The sequence below is a fragment of the Aureimonas mangrovi genome (assembly GCF_014058705.1).
Taxonomy (GTDB): domain Bacteria; phylum Pseudomonadota; class Alphaproteobacteria; order Rhizobiales; family Rhizobiaceae; genus Aureimonas; species Aureimonas mangrovi.
Map to the genome: position 1 here is coordinate 645,963 of NZ_CP059692.1, position 21,262 is coordinate 667,224.

The 21,262-nt window shown below is 66.1% G+C and carries 19 protein-coding genes and 1 other annotated feature; of the genes, 9 read left to right on the plus strand and 10 right to left on the minus strand.

Features of this window, described 5'->3' with window-relative positions; translation table 11 throughout:
* From H1343_RS03025 to H1343_RS03050, 6 genes are read right to left on the minus strand one after another with little or no spacing between them, the layout of a single operon-like run.
* On the minus strand, positions 1-951 hold the full coding sequence (locus tag H1343_RS03025) for an arginase family protein (protein ID WP_185984491.1): 951 nt from the start codon (positions 949-951) through the stop codon (positions 1-3).
* 24 nt (positions 952-975) lie between these two features.
* Positions 976-1,743, minus strand: coding sequence for an amino acid ABC transporter ATP-binding protein (locus H1343_RS03030; RefSeq protein ID WP_185984492.1), 768 nt, complete (start codon positions 1,741-1,743; stop codon positions 976-978).
* A complete protein-coding gene (locus H1343_RS03035) occupies positions 1,740-2,456 on the minus strand; it encodes an amino acid ABC transporter permease (RefSeq protein ID WP_185984493.1) in 717 nt (238 codons plus the stop codon). The genes H1343_RS03030 and H1343_RS03035 overlap by 4 nt, the downstream gene beginning before the upstream one ends.
* A gap of 13 nt (positions 2,457-2,469) precedes the next feature.
* Positions 2,470-3,132 (minus strand): amino acid ABC transporter permease, encoded by a 663-nt coding sequence (locus H1343_RS03040; protein ID WP_185984494.1) that lies wholly within the window; start codon positions 3,130-3,132, stop codon positions 2,470-2,472.
* A 27-nt stretch (positions 3,133-3,159) separates the two neighbouring features.
* Positions 3,160-4,020: a transporter substrate-binding domain-containing protein gene (locus H1343_RS03045; RefSeq protein ID WP_246333272.1), complete on the minus strand. Its 861-nt coding sequence runs from the start codon at positions 4,018-4,020 to the stop codon at positions 3,160-3,162.
* A 28-nt stretch (positions 4,021-4,048) separates the two neighbouring features.
* On the minus strand, positions 4,049-5,005 hold the full coding sequence (locus H1343_RS03050; protein ID WP_185984495.1) for an agmatinase: 957 nt from the start codon (positions 5,003-5,005) through the stop codon (positions 4,049-4,051).
* Positions 5,006-5,314: 309 nt separating this feature from the next.
* Between H1343_RS03050 and H1343_RS03055 the strand changes: the two genes are divergently transcribed.
* The 9 genes from H1343_RS03055 to H1343_RS03095 all read left to right on the plus strand — a co-directional run bounded on the left by H1343_RS03055 (position 5,315) and on the right by H1343_RS03095 (position 17,301).
* Positions 5,315-6,283: a LysR family transcriptional regulator gene (locus H1343_RS03055; RefSeq protein WP_185984496.1), complete on the plus strand. Its 969-nt coding sequence runs from the start codon at positions 5,315-5,317 to the stop codon at positions 6,281-6,283.
* 196 nt (positions 6,284-6,479) lie between these two features.
* Positions 6,480-6,535: a sequence feature (sul1 is cis-regulatory element that is thought to sense ions involved in sulfur or methionine metabolism; They are found in Alphaproteobacteria), on the plus strand.
* Positions 6,536-6,603: 68 nt separating this feature from the next.
* Entirely contained in the window at positions 6,604-8,088 is a 1,485-nt protein-coding gene (locus H1343_RS03060; protein WP_185984497.1) for a SulP family inorganic anion transporter, read from the plus strand.
* A gap of 268 nt (positions 8,089-8,356) precedes the next feature.
* Entirely contained in the window at positions 8,357-9,220 is an 864-nt protein-coding gene (locus H1343_RS03065) for a helix-turn-helix domain-containing protein (protein WP_185985448.1), read from the plus strand.
* 87 nt (positions 9,221-9,307) lie between these two features.
* Positions 9,308-12,265, plus strand: a complete 2,958-nt coding sequence (locus H1343_RS03070) for a xanthine dehydrogenase family protein molybdopterin-binding subunit (protein WP_185984498.1) — start codon at positions 9,308-9,310, stop codon at positions 12,263-12,265.
* Complete coding sequence (locus H1343_RS03075) at positions 12,262-13,089, plus strand: FAD binding domain-containing protein (protein WP_185984499.1); 828 nt, start codon at positions 12,262-12,264, stop codon at positions 13,087-13,089. Before H1343_RS03070 ends, H1343_RS03075 begins: the two co-directional genes overlap by 4 nt.
* Positions 13,077-13,589 carry a (2Fe-2S)-binding protein gene (locus tag H1343_RS03080; protein WP_185984500.1) on the plus strand — a complete coding sequence of 171 codons (513 nt, stop codon included), beginning with the start codon at positions 13,077-13,079 and terminating at the stop codon, positions 13,587-13,589. The genes H1343_RS03075 and H1343_RS03080 overlap by 13 nt, the downstream gene beginning before the upstream one ends.
* The gene (locus H1343_RS03085) at positions 13,582-15,138 is read left to right on the plus strand and encodes an AMP-binding protein (RefSeq protein WP_185984501.1); all 1,557 of its coding nucleotides are present in this window, start codon (positions 13,582-13,584) and stop codon (positions 15,136-15,138) included. Before H1343_RS03080 ends, H1343_RS03085 begins: the two co-directional genes overlap by 8 nt.
* A 26-nt stretch (positions 15,139-15,164) precedes the next feature.
* The gene (locus tag H1343_RS03090) at positions 15,165-15,971 is read left to right on the plus strand and encodes an enoyl-CoA hydratase/isomerase family protein (protein ID WP_185984502.1); all 807 of its coding nucleotides are present in this window, start codon (positions 15,165-15,167) and stop codon (positions 15,969-15,971) included.
* Positions 15,972-15,996: 25 nt separating this feature from the next.
* Positions 15,997-17,301 (plus strand): benzoate/H(+) symporter BenE family transporter, encoded by a 1,305-nt coding sequence (locus tag H1343_RS03095; protein WP_246333274.1) that lies wholly within the window; start codon positions 15,997-15,999, stop codon positions 17,299-17,301.
* Positions 17,302-17,544: 243 nt separating this feature from the next.
* Here the strand turns inward: H1343_RS03095 and H1343_RS03100 are convergent, their stop codons facing one another.
* Genes H1343_RS03100 through H1343_RS03115 form a run of 4 tightly spaced genes read right to left on the minus strand, consistent with a single transcriptional unit; the run spans position 17,545 to position 21,257 of the window.
* The gene (locus H1343_RS03100; protein ID WP_185984503.1) at positions 17,545-18,558 is read right to left on the minus strand and encodes a proline racemase family protein; all 1,014 of its coding nucleotides are present in this window, start codon (positions 18,556-18,558) and stop codon (positions 17,545-17,547) included.
* A 35-nt stretch (positions 18,559-18,593) separates the two neighbouring features.
* Entirely contained in the window at positions 18,594-19,382 is a 789-nt protein-coding gene (locus H1343_RS03105; RefSeq protein ID WP_185984504.1) for an ABC transporter permease, read from the minus strand.
* Position 19,383: 1 nt separating this feature from the next.
* Entirely contained in the window at positions 19,384-20,220 is an 837-nt protein-coding gene (locus H1343_RS03110) for an ABC transporter permease (protein ID WP_185984505.1), read from the minus strand.
* Positions 20,217-21,257, minus strand: coding sequence for an ABC transporter ATP-binding protein (locus tag H1343_RS03115; RefSeq protein WP_185984506.1), 1,041 nt, complete (start codon positions 21,255-21,257; stop codon positions 20,217-20,219). The genes H1343_RS03110 and H1343_RS03115 overlap by 4 nt, the downstream gene beginning before the upstream one ends.
* Between the last annotated feature and the right edge of the window lie 5 nt (positions 21,258-21,262).

The following is a 21,262-nucleotide window of genomic DNA, read 5'->3' on the forward strand; positions in this document are numbered from 1 at the left end:
CTAATGCCGAAGCGGGCCTTCCTTCAGGGCGAGCAGGACGGTCAGGGCGGCAAGGTAGGAGGTGATGCCGGTGCCGACGTCGAGCGTCGGATTAACCTCGACGAGATCCAGGCCCTTCACGTCGAGACGCGATCCAATCGCCCGGAGGAGTTCGCGCATCATCTGGAAGGTCAGCCCATCGGGCTCCGCCGATACGCAACCGGGCACCAGCGGCATGTCGTAGGCATCGATGTCGATGCTGAGATAGCACGGCGCACCGGCCGGAATATGGTCGAGCGCATCCGCGAGCGGGCGCGCGCGCAGCATGTCCATCGTAACGATGCGGCTGCCCGCATCGCGCGCCTGCCTCAGGTCCGCCGGGTTGGTGCGCAGGCTGCGGATGCCGATCTGGGTGAGGCTGGCGACCTGCGGCAGCTCGTGGATCTGCCGGAACCCCTGGCCGTTGCCGTAGCGAAATTCGTCGTCATACGTGCCGTAGTCGATATGCGCGTCGAGCTGGACGACGTGGATGGGCTCACTGAAGCCGCGCACCACCGGAAAGCTCGTCGCATGATCGCCGCCGAGCACGATCGGCATCGCGCCGCGCGCGCGAACAGTCTCGACGGTCCGGGTGAGATTGGCGAAAGTGCGCGCCGCGCTCGACGGCACGACGTCGGCATCGCCTAAATCCACCAGCGCCCCGGAGGGGACGAGGTCGCCGAGATGGGTGGCGCCGGTCTCGACGTCGACGATGCCGCGGTGGCCGAAGCGCAGCGAATGCTCTCGGATGGAGCGGGGCGCAAAGCGCGAGCCCGGCGCGAAGGGCGAGCCCTCGTCGAAGGGCACCCCGATCACGGCGAAGCGCGCATCGAGCGCTTCGGGGTCGCTGCAATAATCGGCGCGGCAGAAGGTCGGGATCCCGACGAAGCCCCGGTTCAGGCGGCCTTCCGCCCCTCGCATGGATGTACGCATCGCTTGTCTCCGCCTTTTGCGGCTTCAGTGCTGGATCGAGCCAATCAGCGCGGCGAGGCGCTGTGAACGCGGCGCGCTCAGGAGTTCGGCCGGGGGGCCTTCCTCTGCGATCTCCCCGTGGTCCATGAAGATCAGCCGCGTCCCGAAGGCTTTCACGAAACCGAGTTCGTGTGTGACGCAGACCATCGTCATGCCGGCAGCGACGAGCTTCTGCAGCGCGTTCAGCACCTCGCCGACGAGTTCGGGGTCGAGGGCGGAGGTCGGCTCGTCGAGCAACATCAGCTTCGGCTCCATTGCCAGGGCACGGGCGATCGAGACACGCTGCTGCTGGCCGCCGGAAAGCTGCGAGGGATAGGAGCCCTTCTTGTCGGCAAGGCCGAGGTCGTCGAGCAGCGAAGCCGCGCGCTCGTTCGCCTCGTTCCAGCTTCGCTTCAGGACGCGAACCTGGGGGAGGGCAACGTTCTCGATAGCCGTTTTGTTGGTCCAAAGGTGGAACTGCTGAAAGACGAAGCCGATCTCGGCCCGCAGCGGCGCGAGCTCGCGGCCCGATTGCTGGCGCCAGCGATCGCCGCTTACCGGCACGCGACCGATGAAATGGCCCGCGATCTCGACGCTGCCGCTGTCGAAAGCCTCCAGGCCGTTGATGCAGCGAAGCAGCGTGCTCTTGCCGCAGCCGCTGCGGCCGATGACGCCGAGCACCTCGCCCGCCTTCACCTCGAGATCGACGTTCTTGAGGATGTGGGCCTGCCCGTAGGACTTGTTCAGACCGCTGATCTTGAGTAGCGCGCTCATTTCAGCCTGTGATCCAGCGAGAGATACTGCCGCGCGACACCGCTGCGGCCGACAGCTGCGCTTTCGGCGACGCCCACGCGACGCTCGACGAGCACGAACAGCCGCGAGAGGATGGCGGTGAAGGCCCAGTAGAGGCCGGCGGCCATGAAGAAGACCTCGAACGGCGCAAAGGTCATGCCCTGCACGATGAGGCCCTGATAGGTCAGCTCGGCGACCGTGATGGTGCTGAGGATAGAGGATTCCTTGACCGTCATCGTCGTGGTGCCGGCCATCGGCGGCAGCGCGAACTTCCACATCTGCGGAATGATGACGTCGCGCAGGATCTGCGGATAGGTGAAGCCGACGGCGCGCGCCGCCTCTACCTGTCCGCGCGGGATCGACGCGATCGCGCCACGCAGGATCTCGGCGTAGTAGGCCGAGGCGAAGAGCGAGAGCGCGATCGTCCCGGCCACGCGCTCGGGCATGCGAATACCGGCGAAGGGAAGACCGTAGAAGAACAGGAAGACGAGGATGATGAAGGGGACGTTGCGCAGCACCTCGACATAGACGGTCGAGCCTGCGCGCAGGACCGCGTAGGGCGCGGTGCGCGCCAGCGCCATCGGAAAGGCGATGACGAAGCCGAGGACGGCGGCGCTGAGCGAGATCGTGATCGTCAGCCAGAGCCCTTGCAGGAAGTAGGGCCAGTAATTTGCAATGACGGCGAGGTCGAGCATGGGTCCAGCCTCCTCAGACGCCGCGCCGAAGGGCAAAACGGCGCTCCAGGGCCGCACCGCACTGGCTGATGACGAGGCTGAGGATCAGGAAGATCGAGCCGGCCGCGACGAGCGTCTCGAAGGGGCGGAAGCTGGTGGAGCCGATCTGCTGGGCCGTGCGCAGGAGTTCCACGACGGTGATCACGGACAGGAGCGCGGTGCCCTTCACCACGATCGTGCATTCGTTGATGATGGCGGGCAGCGAGCGCATGTAGAGCTGGGGCAGGATGATCTTCGTCCAGATGGCACGCGGCTTGAGGCCGACCGAGGCCGCGGCCTCGATCTGCCCGGCCGGAATGCTCGCGAGGGCCCCGCGAAAGATTTCCGTCATGAAGGCCGCGTTGTTCAGCGTGATGGCGAGGACGCCGGCGGTGACCGGGCCGAGACGGATGCCGAGCGCGGGAAGAGCGTAATAGGCGAGGAAGATCTGGATCAGCAGCGGCGTACCGCGGATGAAGCTGATGTAGATCGCGATCAGCCGGTTGACGATGCCGATCTTCAGCGCACGCACGATCGTCAGCACGGTGCCCAGCGTCAGCGACAGGACGATGGTGATCGCCGAGACCTGGAGGGTGACGAGGGCAGCACGAAAGAGCGCGGGATAGGTCCCGATGAGGAATTCGAAGCTGAAGGTCATCGTGTCCGATCCCGCGCTGTCGTGAGCCTAGAGGGCGCCTTCGGGCAGATAGTTCTCGTCCGGCGTCTCCATCGCGAAGCCGAACCATTTCTCCTGCAGTTCGGTCAGCTTGCCGCTCGACTTCAGATCGGCAAGGACGCCATTGACAAAGTCGCGCAGGTCGTCGTCGGCCGGGCGCACGACCCAGGCGAGATAGCTCGGCGTGTCGCTGACAGGACCCAGCAGCTCGAAGATGCCGGGCCGCTGCTTCATCAGGACGGACAGGGCCGGTCCGCTTTGGACGACGGCGTCGATCTGGCCGTTGGCCAGCGCGACGTAGGTTTCCGGGTAGGAGGTGAAGAGCTTGATGTCGGCCAGGCCGTCCTTGCCTTCACTCTTCAGCCGCTCGTCGAAGGCGCGCACGACCGGCTCGCTCGCCGAGGCGATCTGGGTGCCCACGATCTTCCCGTCGAGATCCTCGACCGACGTCACCTCCTCGGCGTCGCCGACGCGGATCATGGCGGTCTGGTAGGATGCCGCGATCGGGCGGGTATAGGCGTAACGCGCCGCGCGCTCGGCGTTGATGCCGACCGAGGTGGCGACGAGGTCGAACTGTTCGGCGAGAAGCCCCGGCAGGATGCCCTGGAACGGCAGGTCGAGCTGCTCCAGCGTCACCTCGCGGCCGACTTCCTGCGACAATGCCGACATGACCTCGGTCAGGATGTCCTTGCCGTAGCCGACGATCTGCCCGTTCTCGACGAATTCGAACGGAGGATAGGAGGCTTCCGTCGCCACCGTGAACCGGCCCGTCTCGCGGATCTTGTCCATCATGGGCCCGGCGGCGACCTGGCTGGTCCCAAGCGCGATCAGCGCGACGGCACCGATCGATCTCATGAAAGCGAACGTCATGCTGCAGTCTCCGTCTGGAGGGGAGGGATCAGTCGAAATAGCCGGCGCGCACCGATGCGCCGATGAGGTTGTAGATGAGGCGCCCGGCCGCGATCACGGTCTGGCGGTTGTGATCGCGATCCGGGGCGATCTCGACGACGTCCATGCCGACGACGCGGCCCTTCTTGACGAGGCCGTGGATCAGCTTGTGCATCTGCGGGTAGAGCAGGCCGCCGAAGGCCGGGCCGAGGACCGCCGGCATCACCGAGGGATCGAGCCCGTCCGCGTCCACCGTGACGTAGTAGTGGCCCCCGTCGGGAATGCGATCGAGCACGGCCTGCATGCCGATTTCGTGGACCTCCCAGGCGGTGATGAGGTTGGCGCCGTAGGCGCGGGCCGCCTCGTATTCCTCGGTGCGCGCGCTGCCCGATGCGCGTAGGCCGATCTGGTAGATGTCGCCGAAATGGGGCATCTCGGACGCCCGGCGGATGGGGCTGGAAAGGCCCTCGTGCTCGCCGTTGATCTCCTCGCGCCAGTCGAGATGCGCGTCGATCTGGATGAGGGTGATGTTTTCGCCCAGCTCCTCGAGCGCCTTAAAGATCGGGATCGGGGTGGAGTGGTCGCCGCCGAGCACGATCGGCATGGCGCCGGCGCGCACGATCTTGCGCACGGCCTCCTCGGCATTGCGCTGGTGGACGCGCGGATCGGCGGGGTTGCCGGCGACATTGCCGCAATCGACCATGCGGATCGGCTTCCCGTCCATCAGCGTCCCGCCAACGTCGAAGTCGAAGTGATCAAGGCCGCGGGTGATGCGGTCGCTCGCGCGGCGGATGGCGTCCGGGCCCTTCGACTGTTCGCTCGACACGGCGAACTGGTCGTAGGCCGCGCCGTACGGGATGCCAAGAACGGCGATGTCGGCCTTCAGAGCGTCGAGATCAGTGCACAGTTCCGAGAAGAGCAGGGTCTGGTGGGTGACGACGGCAGGGGTGGTCAGCACGTTATGCATCCTTGGAAATGATGGTCCGCACGCGACCGGTGTCGGCTCGGACATGACGCGAGGATGAAAGCGACCCAGGGAGATGACAAGAGCGCCGATCATGGGGGCCGGCGGCGCCGACGGCGGAAGGTGCGGGGCCTTTCCTCGCCTTTTGATCCGGAAAGTAAAGGGATATCAGCGGCCGAGGTGTGAATTGGACGCCCGGTCGGCTTGCGTGATCATGCTCTTGAGACGATTCATTGGCCTGTAAAACTTGAGTGCCTTTCATGTTGCGTGATGCCGCGATAGGCGCTCTCTGCTGCCGGGAAGGGCAATGGTATGCGCATCGAGGATGCCTTGGGCTTCGACCTGGCTTCGCTGGAGATTTTCGTGATCGTCTGCGAGACGCGGAGCATGGCGGAAGCCGCACGCAAACTCGGCGTGACCGAATCGGCTGTCTCGCACTCCATCCGCGCCATGGAACGCAAGCTCGGCGTCTCGCTGTTCGACAGGAGCTTCCGCCCCATCAAGCCGACCATCATGGGGTTGCAACTCTTCGAGCGGGGCCGGCGGCTGCTCGTGGAGGCGAGCGCCATCACACACGATCTGCGCTCCGTCGGTCATGTCGCGCATGCCGAGCTTCGCGTGGGTGTCATCGAGACGATGAGCACCTGGTTTTCGGCCAAGCTCATCCAGAATCTGGCCGCGAGCGCGACGAGCTGGCATCTGACGATCGCCAGCAATGACGAACTCTGGCGGCGCTTCGAGGAGCGCGAACTCGACATCATCGTCGTGATCGACGACGAGGGCCTGCGGGGCGACGTGGAGCAGAGCCTGCTGCTCACGGAAACCGCGGTCCTCGTGACGCCCGCCTCGATGGACGAGCGGTCCATCGAGGAGCTGGCCGCGAACGAACCGCTGATCGGCGCGCACGCCAATTCCGGCTTCGGACGGCTGACAGCTCGCTACCTGCACCGCCTGCGGGTCGGCCGCCAAGTGACGAGCAGCATGGATACGCTGGAAGGCGTGCTAATCATGGTCTCTCTCGGCTTCGGCTGGGCGATTCTGCCGTCGCTGCTGATGCTTCGCGACGCTCGTGAACGCCATCTCGTGCGCGTGCGCCCGCTCCCCGCACCCGGGCTCCGGCGCAGGATCAACCTCGTCATGCGGCATCGCGAGATCGGCCAGCTTTCCGATGTCATCCGCCGTCAGGCCTTGCGGATCATCGCCGCTCAGATCGAGGAGACGGCGCGGCTGATGCCTTCGCTGGCCGACGTTCTCGACATCACGCTCGACAGGCGGCATTGAGCGAGACCGCATCCGCTTCACGACGGTCCAAAAGCCTGATCTGGGCCGATACCGGAATGGCAGCCTTAAGATGAACGGAGCGAAAGGCGGCCCTCGGGTTCATCCGGCGGAGTGCTTTACCTGGAAGATCACGTGCGCAGCGCTCCCTGCACCCTTGCCTTCTCGGCCTTCCGTCATTTATAGGCCACGCATTCATCCTGGACCCGGTGCAATTCCGGGTGGCTCTTCCGGCCGCCGATCCGCCGGACAATCAAGAAAAGCCTCGACCGTCGCCCATCGGCTCGCCCTCGCGCGCCGGTCCTCGGCTCCATGTGTTCTTGATGCGCTTCATTCACACCATTCGACAGAACTGGTTCTCCAACCTTCCCTCCGACGTCCTCGCCGGCATCGTCGTCGCGCTCGCCCTCATCCCTGAGGCGATCGGCTTCTCGATCATCGCCGGCGTCGATCCACGTGTCGGGCTCTACGCCTCCGTGGTGATCGCGATGGTCATTTCCTTCGCCGGCGGGCGTCCGGCGATGATCTCGGCCGCCACGGCGGCCACAGCCGTCCTGTTCGGCACGCTCGTGCGCGAGCACGGGCTGCAGTATCTCCTGGCCGCCACCATCCTTGCCGGCATCATCCAGATCCTCGCAGGTTGGCTGCGGGTCGGGCTCCTGATGCGCTTCGTTTCGCGCTCTGTGATGACCGGCTTCGTCAACGCGCTCGCCATCCTCATCTTCATGGCGCAGCTTCCCGAACTCATCGGCGTGACGGCGCAGACCTATGTGATGGTCGCGGCGGGGCTGGCGATCATTTACCTCGTTCCGCGCCTGACGACGATGGTTCCTTCGCCGCTGATATGCATTCTGATCCTGACAGGCATCGCGCTCGCTTCCGGCATGGATGTACGAACGGTTTCTGACCTCGGGGAACTGCCGAACGCCCTGCCGATGCTGCTCCTGCCGGATGTGCCCTTCAATCTCGAGACGCTCTGGATCATCCTGCCGACCTCGATCGCCGTCGGGGCCGTGGGGCTCTTGGAGAGCCTTTTGACGGCCTCGATCGTCGACGACATGACCGACACGCGCAGCGACAAGAACCGCGAGAGCGTCGGGCAGGGCATCGCCAACATCGCCAGTGGCTTCTTCGGCGGTATGGCGGGCTGCGCGATGATCGGCCAGTCGGTCATAAACGTCAGGTCGGGCGGGCGAACGCGGCTGTCGACCTTCGTGGCCGGCGCATTCCTCCTGTTCCTGCTTCTGGCCTTGGGCGAGTGGGTCGGCCTGATCCCGATGCCGGCGCTCGTCGCCATCATGGTGATGGTCTCGATCAGCACGTTCAACTGGCGCTCGCTCGGCGAACTGCGCCACCACCCGCGCCGCTCCAGCGTGGTGATGCTGGCGACCGTCGCGACCGTCGTCGGCACGCACAATCTGGCCCTTGGCGTCGGCGTCGGCGTGCTCCTGTCCGGCATCTTCTTCGCCTGGAAGGTGTCGCAGATCCTGCGCGTGTCCTCGACGCTTTCAACGGACGCATCCGCGCGGCATTACCGGATCGAGGGACAGGTCTTCTTCGCTTCGGCAGAAGCGCTGCTCGATGCGTTCGATTTCGCCGAGCCTCTGGAGCGGGTGCGGATCGATCTTCGCGAGGCCCATATCTGGGACCTGACCGGCGTCGCGACGATCGACAAGATCGTCGTGAAGTTCCGCCAGGCGGGCGCCGCCGTCGAGGTCGAGGGGCTGAACGAGGCGAGCGCGACCATCATGGACAAGTTCGCCGTCCACGATCAGCCGGACGCCATGGACAAAGTGCTCGGCCATTGAGGGCCGGAAGCGGAGGACCAGCTTACTGCGCGATGGGATGGAAAGCTGCCATTCCGCGATCGGGCCGGTTCCAGACGCTGCGGATCGGGACCGAAGATGCTGAGAGTTGCCGTTCCGCCCGGCTTCGTACGGCTCGGGTCGTGCACACAATCGCGGGCAGCTTCGGTGCTCGTGTCGAGGGAAGACATTTTGCCAGCGCTTGAGAGCCGCTTAAACAGCAAGAGCGGCTCTGGTGCAGCGCCCGTACTCTTCATGTTACATGTGGTTCATGTCGAACGCATTGAGGCTCGCGAAGGGAACGTTCGGACGTGTCGCCCTACTCGACATGGATCGTCCCCTCGTGCGCCATGCGCATCCGCATTGCCATGTCCTCCTTAAGGTCGAGGGGGCCGACACGCAGTTCTCAGTCAAGGATCGCATAGTCCCGTTGACGGACGAGAGTGCGGTGCTGATCAATGCCTGGGAGCCGCACGCCTACGCGCATTTCAACGGCCAGCCGGCCACGATCATCCTCGCGCTCTATATCGAGCCGAAATGGCTGGGCGAGTTCCGTCCGAACTGGCGGGCCAGCGGCGCGCCGGACTTCTTCACGCAGACGGTGGGGGCGACGAGCCCAAGGACCCGTGCGCTGACGCGCGAGCTCGCCGAGGCGATGGTGCATGATCCGGGCGATGCCCGCGCGCACGAGCGTCTGCTGGCCGAACTGATGATCGCGGTGGTCGAGCGCTTTGCGGCATGGCGCGAGCAGCCTGCCTCGCTGCGCCTCGCTGCATCCACAGCCGTCGACCATCGCATCCGAAAGGCCGTCGCGACCATCCGCGCCGACCCCGGCGCCATCTCCGAGATGGATGGGCTCGCCGCGGCCGTCGGACTGTCGCGCGCGCATTTCTTCCGCCTGTTCGAGGCCTCGCTGAACGTCAGCCCGCGCGTCTACCTCAACGTCGTGCGGCTGGAACACGCCGTGCAGGCCGTGGCGGATGGTCGACAGTCCTTCGGCGCGCTCTCGCAAAGTCTCGGCTTCTCTGCCCCCTCGCACTTTTCGCGTTTTTTCCACGACCACGCCGGCTCCTCGCCGATGGCGTTCCGCACGGTCGCGGCGCTCGGAACATCCGATTATGAGACGCCTCGGTAAGTCGCGCGACGCCTGGGGATCGCGGCCGGCGGCCGTCTCCTCCTAAGCCTGTCGAAATGCCTGGAGGGGCATTCGGGAGGCTCAAGGATGATCAATCCGCCCGTCGATCGGTGGATCGGCCAGTCGGTGCCGCGCGTCGAGGACGCCGCGCTCCTAACGGGGCGCGCTTCGTTCATCGACGATCTGCCGACGCGCGCCGGAACGCTCGAGGCCGCGATCGTGCGCTCGCCGCATGGTCACGCCGCGATCCGTTCGATTGACATCGCCGAGGCGGCGAACGTCGAGGGCGTCGTGGCGATCCTGACCGGCGCGGTCATCCAACGCCTGACCCGCTCGATGACGGTGGGCGTGAAGGCCGACGTTGAATGCTGGCCGATCGCGACGGATCGTGTGCGCTATGTCGGCGAACCGGTGGCGATCATCGTCGCCGAGAACCGCTACGTTGCGGAGGACGCGGCCGAGCGCGTTGCGGTGGATTACGAGATCCTCCCCGCCGTTGTGGACCCGAAGGCAGCGCTCGACGTCGACGCGCCGGTGCTGCATCCCGCGCTCGGCTCCAACCTCATCAACGAGCGGCTCTTTTCCTACGGCGACCCTGACGCGGCCTTTCGCGAAGCACCGCACACGATCGCCATCGAAACGGCCTATCCGCGGAATTCCTGCACGCCGATCGAGACCTACGGCGTCGTCGCCGGCTACGATCCGGGCGAGGACGCCTACGACATCTGCGCCAACTTCCAGGGGCCGTTCTCGATCCACGCCGTCGTCGCGCTCGCCCTGAAGGTACCAGGAAATCGCGTGCGCCTGCGCACGCCGCCATCGTCCGGCGGCAGCTATGGCGTCAAGCAGGGGATCTTCCCCTACATGATCCTGATGGGCGTGGCCGCGCGCGTGTGCGGCCGGCCGGTAAAATGGATCGAAGATCGGCTGGAACATCTGTCGGCGTCTGTGTCGGCGACCAATCGCGTGACGCGGCTGGAGGCTGCGGTCGAGGCGGACGGCCGGATCACGGCGCTGTCCTGGGACCAGATCGAGGATTGCGGCGCGCATCTGCGGGCGCCCGAACCGGCGACGCTCTACCGAATGCACGGCAACATGACCGGCGCCTATGCGATCCGCAACGTCGCTATCCGCAACCGCGTGGTCCTGACGAACAAGACCCCGACCGGCCTTAATCGCGGCTTCGGTGGCCCGCAGGTCTACTATCCGCTCGAACGGCTGATGCAGCGCATCGCCCGGCAACTCGAGCTCGATCCGCTCGAGGTCGTGCGGCGCAATCTCGTGCCGGCGGACGCGTTCCCCTATCGCACCGCGATGGGTGCGCTACTCGATTCGGGAGACTACGAGGCGGCGCTCGATCGCGCGGTCGAGAAAGGCGGATTCGCGGAACTGCTTGCGCGCCGAGACGCGATGCGGGCCGAGGGGCGGCTCTACGGCATCGGTCTTGCGGCCGCCGTCGAGCCCAGCGTCTCGAACATGGGCTACATCACGACTGTTCTGACGCCGCAGCAGCGCGAGAAGGCCGGCCCGAAGAACGGCGCGCAGGCAACAGCCACGATCGCGATCGATCCGCTCGGCTCGGTCTCCGTGAAAGTCGCCTCCGTACCGCAGGGCCAGGGGCACCGCACTGTGCTGTCTCAGGTGGTGGCCGACGAACTGGGGCTGGCCCCGTCCGTGATTGCGGTTGTCGCCGACGTCGATACCAGCCGCGATGCGTGGTCGATCGCCTCCGGCAACTATTCCAGCCGCTTCGCGCCGGCGGTGGCGGGTGCGGCGAAGCTGGCGGCCGGCCGTATTCGCGCCAAGCTGGAGACGATCGCGGCCAGCCAGCTCAACACCACGCCGGACGACGTGGAACTCGCCTCGGGTCGAGCGCGCTCGAAGGCCAACCCGGACAATTCGCTCTCCTTCGCCCGCGTCGCGGCCGCCGCCCACTGGGCGCCTGGGACACTGCCCGACGCGGCCGACCAGACGATCCGCGAAACGGTGTTCTGGACGCCGGAGGAACTGACCGCACCGAACGCCGACGACGAGGTCAATTCCTCGCTCTGCCACGGTTTCATCTTCGACTTCTGCGGCGTCGAGATTGATCGTCAGACCGGCGAACCCCGGATCGACCGCTACGTCACCATGCATGATTGCGGCCGTATCCTCCACCCGGCGATGGTGGACGGACAGGTGCGTGGCGGCTTCGCCCATGCGCTCGGCGCGGCGTTCTTCGAGGAATACGCCTACGGCGCCGACGGCAGCTTCCAGTCCGGGACACTCGCCGACTACCTGATCCCGACGGTGATGGAGGTGCCGGATCTGACGATCCTGCATCACGAGACGCCGTCGCCCTTCACACCGCTTGGCGCCAAGGGAGTGGGCGAGGGCAATTGCATGTCGACGCCCGTCTGCATCGCCAACGCGGTTGCCGATGCCCTCGGCGTCGATGACGTGTCGCTTCCGCTCAGCCCGTCGAGGATCTCCGCGTTCCTGGCAGATGACGAGCCGCCGGCACGAAACCCGAAGCGCAGAGGGGAGGCGAGCGCGTCCGCCGGCCAGCGCAAGCTGACCGGCGAGGGGGCGGCGGACGTCGCGGCTCCGCGAGAGGACGTCTGGCGGATGCTTCTCGACCCCGCGACGCTAAACGCGATCATCCCCGGCTCGCACGGCGTGCGGAAGCTGTCCGAGACGCATTTTGCCGCCGACGTGACGCTGGGCGTCGGCCCGGTGAAGGGGCGCTACAAGGCCGATATCGAGCTTTTCGATCTCGATGAGCCCAACGCCGTGACGCTGCGCGGCAAGACCACCGGCGCGCTCGGCTTCGGCGGCGGTGAAGGGCGCATCACGCTCACCGAGACGGCACCCGGTCAAACGCGCATCGCCTACACCTACGAGGCCGGCATCGGCGGCAAGGTGGCCTCGGTAGGCGGTCGGCTGCTCGACGGCGCCGCGCGTGTCGTCATCGGCCAGTTCTTCAAGGCTCTCGCGAACCACGCCGGTGGCGGTAAGCCGGGCGTCGTGGCGCGCCTCAAGGCCCTCTTCGGGAGGCGCGCATGAAGCCCGCGCCGTTCGACTATGTGCGCGCTCATTCTCTCGCCGAGGCGCTCGATGCCCTGCACGAGGCCGGCGAGGAGGCGCGGATCATCGCGGGGGGGCAGTCCCTCGTGCCGATGCTGAACATGCGCCTCGCGCGGCCTTCGGTGCTGGTCGACGTCATGGGCATTGATGCGCTCGCTCGGATCGAGGAGAGCAAAGGCAAGATCGTGGTCGGTGCCGGCGTGCGCCAAATCGGCCTTGAGCGCTGGGCGCCGTTGGCGCAGACGCTGCCGCTCGTGGCCGCCATGCTGCCCTGGGTCGGGCATGCGCAGACCCGTTCACGCGGGACGATCTGCGGCTCGCTCGCTCATGCCGACCCGAGCGCTGAAATGCCGCTCGCCCTTCTGGCGCTTGAGGGCGAGGTGCGGCTGCGCACGAAGAGGAAGCAGCGTGTCGTTCCAGCCGCGGAGTTCTTCCTCGGGATGATGGCAACCGCCGTCGCGCAGGGCGAGATGATCGAGGCGATCGCCTTCCCGGCCCACTCCGGGAAGGGTGTGGCTTTCCGCGAAGTCGCGCGTCGACACGGCGATTTCGCGATCGTCGCCTGCGCCGCCATCGCGCGGCCGGACGGTGGGGTCCGGCTCGCCGTTGGCGGCGTCGCCGACACGCCCCAGGCGAAGGCGCTGCCGGCTCCTGCCGACCCCGCCTTCGACGATGAGCTCAACGAATTCGCCTGGTCGCTGAACGCCCGCGACGATCTACATGCCAGCGCCCGCTATCGGCGCGACCTTGTCCGCACGCTTGGCCGCAGCACAGCCGAGGAGGCCGTGTCATGCCCAAGCTGAGCCGTGATGCCAAGCATGAGATCGCCTTCACGCTCAACGGCCGCGTGGTTCGCGCGCGTGGCGAGGCGCGCACGCTGCTGACCGATCTCATCCGCCACGAACTTGGCGCGACCGGCACCCATGTCGGCTGCGAACACGGCGTGTGCGGCGCCTGCACCGTGGAGATCGACGGCGAGCCGGTGCGCGCCTGCCTGACGCTCGCCGCGCAGGTCGAGGGTGCCGAAATCCGGACCGTCGAGGGGCTGGAACCTTCGCCAGGCGAGCTTTCGCCGCTTCAGGCCGCGTTTCGCGAGCATTTCGCCCTGCAATGCGGCTTCTGCACCGCCGGCATCCTGATCAGTCTCGACAATCTTTTCCGGCGCAGGCCCAACGCCTCCGAGCAGGAGATCCGCGAGCAGTTGTCCGGCCATCTCTGCCGCTGCACGGGCTACGCGCCGATCATTCGGGCGGCGCTCGCCGCCCAGGCCACTATCAGGGAGGAGGAGCCCGCCGATGCTTGATCTCGGAACCAGTTTCATCGCCAGCGTAGAGCGCGACCCTAAAGCGCTCGCGATCTGCGAAGGCGATCTGGAGCTCAGCTACGAAGCGTGGTTTGCGAGGATCTCCGCGCTCGTGGCAGGCCTCGACCATCTTGGCCTCAAACCCGGCGACCACGTCCTCACGGTCCTTCAGAACAGTTGGGAGAACGCCTCCCTTCACTGGGCCTGCCAGTTGGCGGGACTGATCGTGACGCCGCTCAACTGGCGCGCCAAGGCCGACGAAATCGACTACTCCATCGAGGACGCGGAGGCGCGCGCGCTCGTCTACGAGGACGCGACCGCCGAAGCAGTCGGACAATCGGAGAAGGCCCGGCATCTCCTGCGCCTGAAGGTCGGCGAAGCTGACGGCGATGTCGCCTCGCTCGACACGATGATGGAGGCATCGGCCCCCGATGCCACCCCCCGCGCCCGGGCGGATGACTGGTCGCTGATGCTCTACACGTCCGGGACGACGTCGAGGCCGAAGGGTGTGCCGCGCCGACACCGTGCCGAGAGGGCGGCGGCCATCGCCCATGTTGCGCAGAACCTCTACCGCCGCGGCGAGTGCACACTCGGCGTCATGCCGCTCTATCACACGATGGGCGTCCGGTCGCTGCTGGCGAGTTCCGTGATCGGGGGTGCCTTCGTGTGCCTGCGGCGTTTCGATGTCGCGGACGCGCTCTCGGTGATCGAGCGGCGCGGTGTCACCAACCTCTATCTCGTGCCGACGCTCTATCACGACATCGTCCACCACCCGACCTTTTCAAAGGCGCGCGTCGCGTCCGTCACAAAGATCGGTTACGCCGGCGCACCCATGACGGACGGGCTGACCAAGAAGCTCGTCGCCGCCTTCGAGCCGGAACTGTTCGTGAACCACTACGGCTCGTCGGAGGTCTACACCTTCACGATCGACCAGAACGCGGCGGCCAAGCCGGGCTCTGCCGGGCGCGCCGGCATCAACCAGCGCGTCCGGGTCGTGCCGCTCGGCGCGGCGAGCGCGGGCGAGCGCGCCAAACCGGGCGAGGAGGGCGAGATCATCGCTTCCCTGGTCGGCGACGAGAGCTTCGAGGGCTACTGGAAGCGCCCCGGGGCCACCGCGAAGGCGCTGCGCGACGGCTGGTACTTCACCGGGGATACCGGCTTTGTCGATGAGGCGGGCGATCTCTTCGTCACCGGCCGGGCCGACGACATGATCATCACCGGCGGCGAGAACGTATCTCCGGTCGAGGTTGAGAGCTGCCTCTCACTCCACCCGAAGGTCGACGAGGTCGCCGTCGTCGGGCTTCCTGACGAGCGCTGGGGCAAGGTCGTGACCGCATTCGTCCGGCGCTCTGGCCAGGTGCAAGAGGCCGAGCTCGACGCTCACTGCAAGCGATCCGGCCTCGCCAATTTCCGCCGCCCACGCGCCTACGTCTTTGTCGAGGCGATCCCGAAATCCCCGGTCGGCAAGCTCCTGCGGCGCATGCTCGTCGCCGGTGAATACACGCCCGAGGTGAGCGCCGCAGAACGGCGCGATCCCGAACTCTTGTAATGACAAGCAAGGACGACATTCACGCCATGAGCGAAGCATACACTTTCTCCGACCCCCGCCTCACCGAACTCGACGGCTTCAAGGTCACGATCGCGCCAGAGAAGGAACGGTGCGACATCGTTCTCGACCGGGCGCCTCTCAACGTCATCTCCATGGCTCAGCGCGACCAGCTCCGCCTGGTCTTCGAGGCGCTGGACGAGGACGAGCGCGTGCGCATCATCGTCCTGTCTGGCACCGGCGAGCACTTCTCCTCGGGCGGCAACATCCGCGGCTTCATGGAGGCGAGCCCGGAGCACGTCTCCAAGCTTGCCTGGAACATCGCCGCGCCTGCGCGCTGCTCCAAGCCGGTCATCGCCGCCAATCGCGGGTACACCTTCGGCGTCGGCTTCGAGATCTCGCTGGCCTGCGACTTCCGCATCGTTTCGGAGACCTGCCGCTACGCCCTGCCGGAGCAGAAGCTCGGCCAGATCCCGGGCTCGGGCGGCTCGGCGCGGCTGCAGAAGATCGTCGGCGTCACGCGGACCAAGGACATCGTCATGCGCTCCAAGCGCATTCCCGGCCGCACGGCCTTCGAGTGGGGCATCGCCACCGAATGCGTCGCCGACGGCGAACTCGAAGCGACCGTGGACGCCCTCGTCGACGAATTGCGCGCCTTCTCGCCGCTCGCCCAGCGCACCGCCAAGAAGATGCTCAACGACACCGACGACGCCTTCCTGACCACCGCGATCGAGATCGAGGGCCTGAACTACAGCCGTCTGCGCCAATCCGAGGACTTCAAGGAGGGCGTCGAGGCCTTCCACGACAAGCGCAAGGCGAACTTCGTCGGCCGCTGACGGCCAATTCGTGCAACGGGCGCCGTTGGCCGGAGAGGAGGGCGGGCGGCCGTCCCACCAGGGAGGATTAAACGTGGAAACTGCGAGACGACAGATCATCGAGCCGGGTCCGGGCATTGCATCGGGCCTGCGGGACCTTCCCGGAAACCTAAACCTGAAGACTGGCAGTGCCGGCCTCGTCGCCGCGATCTTCGGCTGTTCGGGACCGGCGCTGATAGTGATCGGCGCCGCGGATGCCGGCAATCTCACAGACGGGCAGACTGTGGCGTGGCTGCTCGCCATCTACGGCCTTGGCGGACTGATCAGTTTCGTGCTGGCCCTTCACTACAAGATGCCGGTCACGGGAGCCTATTCGATACCCGGGGCGGCGCTCATCGCCGGATCGCTCGCCACGTTCCCGTTCAGCGAGGCCGTGGGCGCCTTCATCATGGCCGGCGTCATCGTGCTTTTCCTTGGCGTGACCGGCCTCATCGGCAAGGTCATGCGCTGGCTGCCGATGCCGATCGTCATGGCGATGATCGCCGGCGCGTTGATCCGCTTCGGCATCGGCGCCGTGACGGCGGTCTCCGCGCTGCCGATCGTGGTCGGCGCCTCGGTGGTCGCGTTCTTCGTGTCGATGCGCTTCGTGAAGGCCGTGCCGCCGGTGCTGAGCGCCCTGGTGGTCGGGCTGATCGCCGCCGCCCTCACCGGCTCCTTCGGCACCAGCGAGGCGGGGATCAGCTTCGTGCTGCCCGAGCTGACAGTGCCGACTTTCACGCTCGACGCCTTCTTCGCGATCGCCGTGCCGCTTGCGATACTGGTGGTCGGGGCCGAGAACGCCCAGGCGACCGGCGTGCTGCTGGCGGAGAAGTATGCTCCGCCTGTCAACGCGATGACGGTGATCTCGGGCGTCGGCGGTATCTTGGCGGGCTTCCTCGGCGGGCACAACGCCAACATCGCCGGCCCGATGACGGCAATCTGCTCGTCCGACCAGGCCGGTGAGAAGCGTGAGGGGCGCTATGCCGCCACGGTCGTCAACGGCGTGCTCTTCGCCGGCTTCGGTATCTTCGCCGGGGTGGTGGTGCCGCTGATCCTGATGCTGCCCGCGCCGCTGATCGGCGCCATTGCCGGGCTTGCCATGATCAACGTCCTGATCATGGCGTTCCAGGCGGCTTTCACGAAGGCCGACGGGTATCAGATCGGTGCTTTCGTGGCTCTCGTGGTCTCGATGTCCAACATCACGATCCTCGGCATCAGCGCGCCGTTCTGGGCACTCTTGTTCGGTGCCATCGTCTCGATGCTCGTCGAAAAGCCGGTGGAGATCGGTCGACGTTCACCAGCCGCAGGCTAGAAGCCTTGCTTCGGGCGAGATGTGCTCTTGGGCGAGGACTTCGTCGGGATGGCACCTTTCCGTGCATGATCTGCACGGAAGCTGCCTGATCGGTTCCACACCGAACTGACGACGTGTTGCAGCTGCAGAGGCCCTGGCCGAACGTCGTTTTTTCTGCCGTCCGGCCGGAACGACCGGTCGTCTTATTTGAGGACTTGCAGGAAGAAGGGCCCGTCGATCTGGAGATCGACGGGCCCTTCCTTGCTACGAAACGACGAAACCTGCGTCGACGGGATCGTTGCGGTTGATCGTCCAGCGCGCGGTGCCCAGGATGCCAGCGGTGCCCTTCACGGTCGGACGGATCGCCTTGAAGCTGCCGAGGGTCGTTTCGCCGACGATGCAGCCCTCGAAGGTGCCGCTGCCGAGAAGGCCCTCGGATCGGATCGGCTGGTTGACGCCGACCTTACCACGCGCTTCGAACATGGCGAGCATCGCGCTCGTGCCCGTACCGCCCGGCGAACGGTCGAGCTGGCCGGCGCTGAAGACGTGGACGTTCTTGTAGAACGCGCCCTCGATCGTCGGCTCGTGCCAGAAGGTCATGAAGTTCAGATTGTTGATGTGCTTCTCGGTCGGATGCTGGATCACCAGCTTCTCGCGAAGCTGCTCGCGCGCGATCAGGCCCATGCGGGAAAGCTCGCTGCCGTTCTCTGGCTTGACCACGAGGCCCGAGCCGCGCAGGTCTATGATGCCGAAATAATTGCCACCCCAGACGAGGTCCGCCTTTAGCTTTCCGTAGGTCGGCAGCTCGATCTCGACGTCCTGCGCGGCGACGTAGGCCGGCACGTTCTCGAAGCGCGTCCAGAGCACTGTGTCGCCCTCATTGGCCACTTCGGCCACGACCAGACCGGCCGTCGTCTCAAATCGGATGGTCGTGCGGCCGTTCTCGCCCCGCGGCACGAAGCCGTGGGCCACCATCGCCATGGCCACCGCGATCGTGCCGTGCCCGCACATGTGTGAATACTCGGCGCCGTCGATATAGATGAGCCCGGCGTCGTATTCACGGCTCGAAGGAGGCGTCAGGAACACCCCGAACATGTCGGGATGCCCTCGCGGCTCGCGCATCAGCGCCTTGCGAAGCCAGTCGTAGTTCGCCTCGAGGAAGGCGCGCTTTTCCAGGATCGAGGAGCCGGCGGGATAGGGGATGCCGCTGTGGATGATACACAGGGGCTCGCCCTCGGTATGGGTATAGATGACGTCGAACGCGTCCTGGATGCGCATCTTTCTCTCCTGGAGATGGGGCACTTGCTGGGGGGTCAGTCGTCGTCGGGCAGGAAATCGAGACCGACGGTCAGATCGATGACGACGATCGCGACGGCCGCAGCGAGGATGGTCGCAGCGGAAACGGCGGCGATCGACGGGTCGACCGAGTACTGGACGTAGTTGAAGAGCTGGACCGGGATCGTGTTAAGGGCCGCGGTCGTGTTGAAGATCGACAGCTCGACGTTGATGAAAGAGGTGATGAAGGCGAAGATCGCACCGGAGACGATGCCTGTGCGGATCTGCGGCAGCGTGACAAGGAAGAAGGTCTGGAACGGCCCGGCGCCAAGGTCGCGCGATGCCTCCTCCAGCGCCAACTGATCCTTGTCCAGCATGGGCAGCACCGTGCGCAGCACGAAGGGCGTCACGATCACGACGTGGCCGACGAGAAGCGCTGCGAAGTTGCGCGTCAATCCGATCGCTCCGCCGAACTGCAGGAGTGCTGCGCCGAGCACGAGATGCGGCAGCACGAGCGGGGAGAGAAGCAGCGACGCGAAGGCGGCCTTGCCGCGGAACTCGTTGCGCGCGATCGCAAGCGCCGCCGGAATGGCGAGGATCACGGCCAACGCCGTTGCGCAGAGTGCCAGCGCCGTGCTCGTCAGGAACGAGGCCACGTAGGTCGGGTCGGAGATCACGACCTCGTACCAGCGCAGGGTCAGGCCCTGCGGCGGGAAGGCCAGGAATTCGCTCGTCGTCAGCGACGCACCGACGATCACCACCAGCGGCAGCAGCAGATAGGCTAGGGCGAGAAACGCGTGGCAACGCAGGAGGGCTCGCACGATCATCTCAGCGGGCTCCCCGGTTGGACACGAGCGAGGAGAGCCCGATCATCGCCAGCGTGAAGGCGAGGAGCGTGATCGCGAGCGCGCCACCATAGTGGAAATCGAACACCGTCGAATATTGCTGGAAGACGAGGACCGCGAGCACCGTCACCCGACCGCCCGAAAGAAGGGCCGGTGTCACATAGGCGCTGACCGCGAGGGCGAAGACGATGATCGCACCCGAGACGACGCCCGGCACGCTGAGCGGAAAGGTGACGTGCCAGAAGGTGGAGGCCGGGCTCGCGCCGAGATCGGCAGACGCGTGCTCGACCGAGCGATCGACCTTGGCCAACGCGTTGCCGACGGTGAGAACGACGAAGGGCAGTAGGATGTAGACGAGGCCGATGAGGATGCCCGTCTCTGTCCCGAGGAAGCGCATCGGTCGTTCAATAAGCCCCACCGATTCAAGGGTCTCGTTGACGAGGCCGTTGCGGCCGAGAAGCACCATCCAGCCGAAGGAGCGCACGATATTGGAGGTGAAGAGCGGCAGGATCAAAAGGATAACGCAGATCCGGCGCCATGATCGCCAGCGCACAATGCGCACGAGGTACCAGGCGAGCGGATAGCCGATGACGACGCAGATCAGCGTCGTCAGGATACCCAGCCGGAAGGTCACCGCCATGACCGACCAGTGGTACTCGTCGAAGAGAATGCGCGCGTAGCTCGCGAAGGTCAGGCCCGCGCCGTCCGCGCTCGTCACGCTGGCGGCGAAGACGGTTGCGAGCGGCACGAGGAAGAAGGCGCAGGAGAAGGCGAGCGGGAGGGCGATGAGCCCGATCAGCGCCGTCCGCGAAGCGGTCATGATCGTTCGTCCCGAATGAGGTGGACATCCTTGCGCTCGAAGGAGACGGTCACGGGCTGGCCGGCCGAAAACTCCTCCACCAGCCCGATGCGGCGGGCGAGAAGGGTGTGGCCGTCCGCCACGATGTGGATGTCCGTGGCACCGCCTATGGTGGTCACCGCTTCGATCCGGCCCGGAAGGCGAACGAGGTCGGGCGTATCAGCGCCGTCCGTCCCGACCTCGACGCGAAGGTGCTCGGGGCGCAGCACTGCGAGCGTTCCGTGTTCAGCGTCCGACGGCAGAATCTGCAAGCCGGCGGCTTCACCCTCTTGCGCGCGAACGAGGTTGGCCTCGCCGATGAATTCGGCGACGAAGCGCGTGGCCGGGCGGCGGTAGATTTCCGAGCCCGTGCCGAGCTGCTCGACGCGCCCCTTGTTCATCACGGCGATGCGGTCCGACATCGCCATCGCCTCTTCCTGGTCGTGCGTGACGAAGACGAAGGCGACGCCGAGCTTCTCCTGCAACTGCTTCAGCTCGATCTGCATGCGCTTCCGCAATTGCAGGTCGAGCGCGCTCAGCGGCTCGTCGAGAAGCAGGAGCTTCGGCCGATTTACGATCGCGCGGGCAAGCGCTACGCGCTGCTGCTGGCCGCCCGACATCTGGCGCGGGTAGCGCCCACCGAATTCGGCGAGCCCGACCAATTCGAGCGCCTCGGCAGCACGTTTCGCGGCTTCCCCCTTCTCGACACCGGCGCGGCGCGGGCCGTAGGCGACGTTTTCGGCCACCGTCAAGTGCGGAAAGAGAGCGTAATTCTGGAAGACCGTGTTCAGCGGCCTGCGATGCGGGGGAAGCCCAGTGAGATCTTTTCCCTCGATCGAAATGGTGCCCTGGTCGACGCTCAAGAAGCCGGCGATCAGGCGGAGCAGCGTCGTTTTCCCACAGCCGCTCGGGCCGAGGAGGGAAACGAACTCGCCCGGCTGGATGTCGAGCGAGATGCCGCCCACCGCCTGGTGCTTTCCGAACGTCTTGGAGACGCGGTCGATCGAGAGAAGAGCCATCTGAT

Excerpts from the sequence above, each read along its gene's own strand:
- H1343_RS03025 (WP_185984491.1), bottom strand. The coding sequence starts at position 951 with ATGCGTACATCCATGCGAGGGGCGGAAGGCCGCCTGAACCGGGGCTTC.
- H1343_RS03030 (WP_185984492.1), bottom strand. The coding sequence starts at position 1,743 with ATGAGCGCGCTACTCAAGATCAGCGGTCTGAACAAGTCCTACGGGCAG.
- H1343_RS03035 (WP_185984493.1), bottom strand. The coding sequence starts at position 2,456 with ATGCTCGACCTCGCCGTCATTGCAAATTACTGGCCCTACTTCCTGCAA.
- H1343_RS03040 (WP_185984494.1), bottom strand. The coding sequence starts at position 3,132 with ATGACCTTCAGCTTCGAATTCCTCATCGGGACCTATCCCGCGCTCTTT.
- H1343_RS03045 (WP_246333272.1), bottom strand. The coding sequence starts at position 4,020 with ATGACGTTCGCTTTCATGAGATCGATCGGTGCCGTCGCGCTGATCGCG.
- H1343_RS03050 (WP_185984495.1), bottom strand. The coding sequence starts at position 5,005 with ATGCATAACGTGCTGACCACCCCTGCCGTCGTCACCCACCAGACCCTG.
- H1343_RS03055 (WP_185984496.1), top strand. The coding sequence starts at position 5,315 with ATGCGCATCGAGGATGCCTTGGGCTTCGACCTGGCTTCGCTGGAGATT.
- H1343_RS03060 (WP_185984497.1), top strand. The coding sequence starts at position 6,604 with ATGCGCTTCATTCACACCATTCGACAGAACTGGTTCTCCAACCTTCCC.
- H1343_RS03065 (WP_185985448.1), top strand. The coding sequence starts at position 8,357 with ATGTCGAACGCATTGAGGCTCGCGAAGGGAACGTTCGGACGTGTCGCC.
- H1343_RS03070 (WP_185984498.1), top strand. The coding sequence starts at position 9,308 with ATGATCAATCCGCCCGTCGATCGGTGGATCGGCCAGTCGGTGCCGCGC.
- H1343_RS03075 (WP_185984499.1), top strand. The coding sequence starts at position 12,262 with ATGAAGCCCGCGCCGTTCGACTATGTGCGCGCTCATTCTCTCGCCGAG.
- H1343_RS03080 (WP_185984500.1), top strand. The coding sequence starts at position 13,077 with ATGCCCAAGCTGAGCCGTGATGCCAAGCATGAGATCGCCTTCACGCTC.
- H1343_RS03085 (WP_185984501.1), top strand. The coding sequence starts at position 13,582 with ATGCTTGATCTCGGAACCAGTTTCATCGCCAGCGTAGAGCGCGACCCT.
- H1343_RS03090 (WP_185984502.1), top strand. The coding sequence starts at position 15,165 with ATGAGCGAAGCATACACTTTCTCCGACCCCCGCCTCACCGAACTCGAC.
- H1343_RS03100 (WP_185984503.1), bottom strand. The coding sequence starts at position 18,558 with ATGCGCATCCAGGACGCGTTCGACGTCATCTATACCCATACCGAGGGC.
- H1343_RS03105 (WP_185984504.1), bottom strand. The coding sequence starts at position 19,382 with ATGATCGTGCGAGCCCTCCTGCGTTGCCACGCGTTTCTCGCCCTAGCC.
- H1343_RS03110 (WP_185984505.1), bottom strand. The coding sequence starts at position 20,220 with ATGACCGCTTCGCGGACGGCGCTGATCGGGCTCATCGCCCTCCCGCTC.
- H1343_RS03115 (WP_185984506.1), bottom strand. The coding sequence starts at position 21,257 with ATGGCTCTTCTCTCGATCGACCGCGTCTCCAAGACGTTCGGAAAGCAC.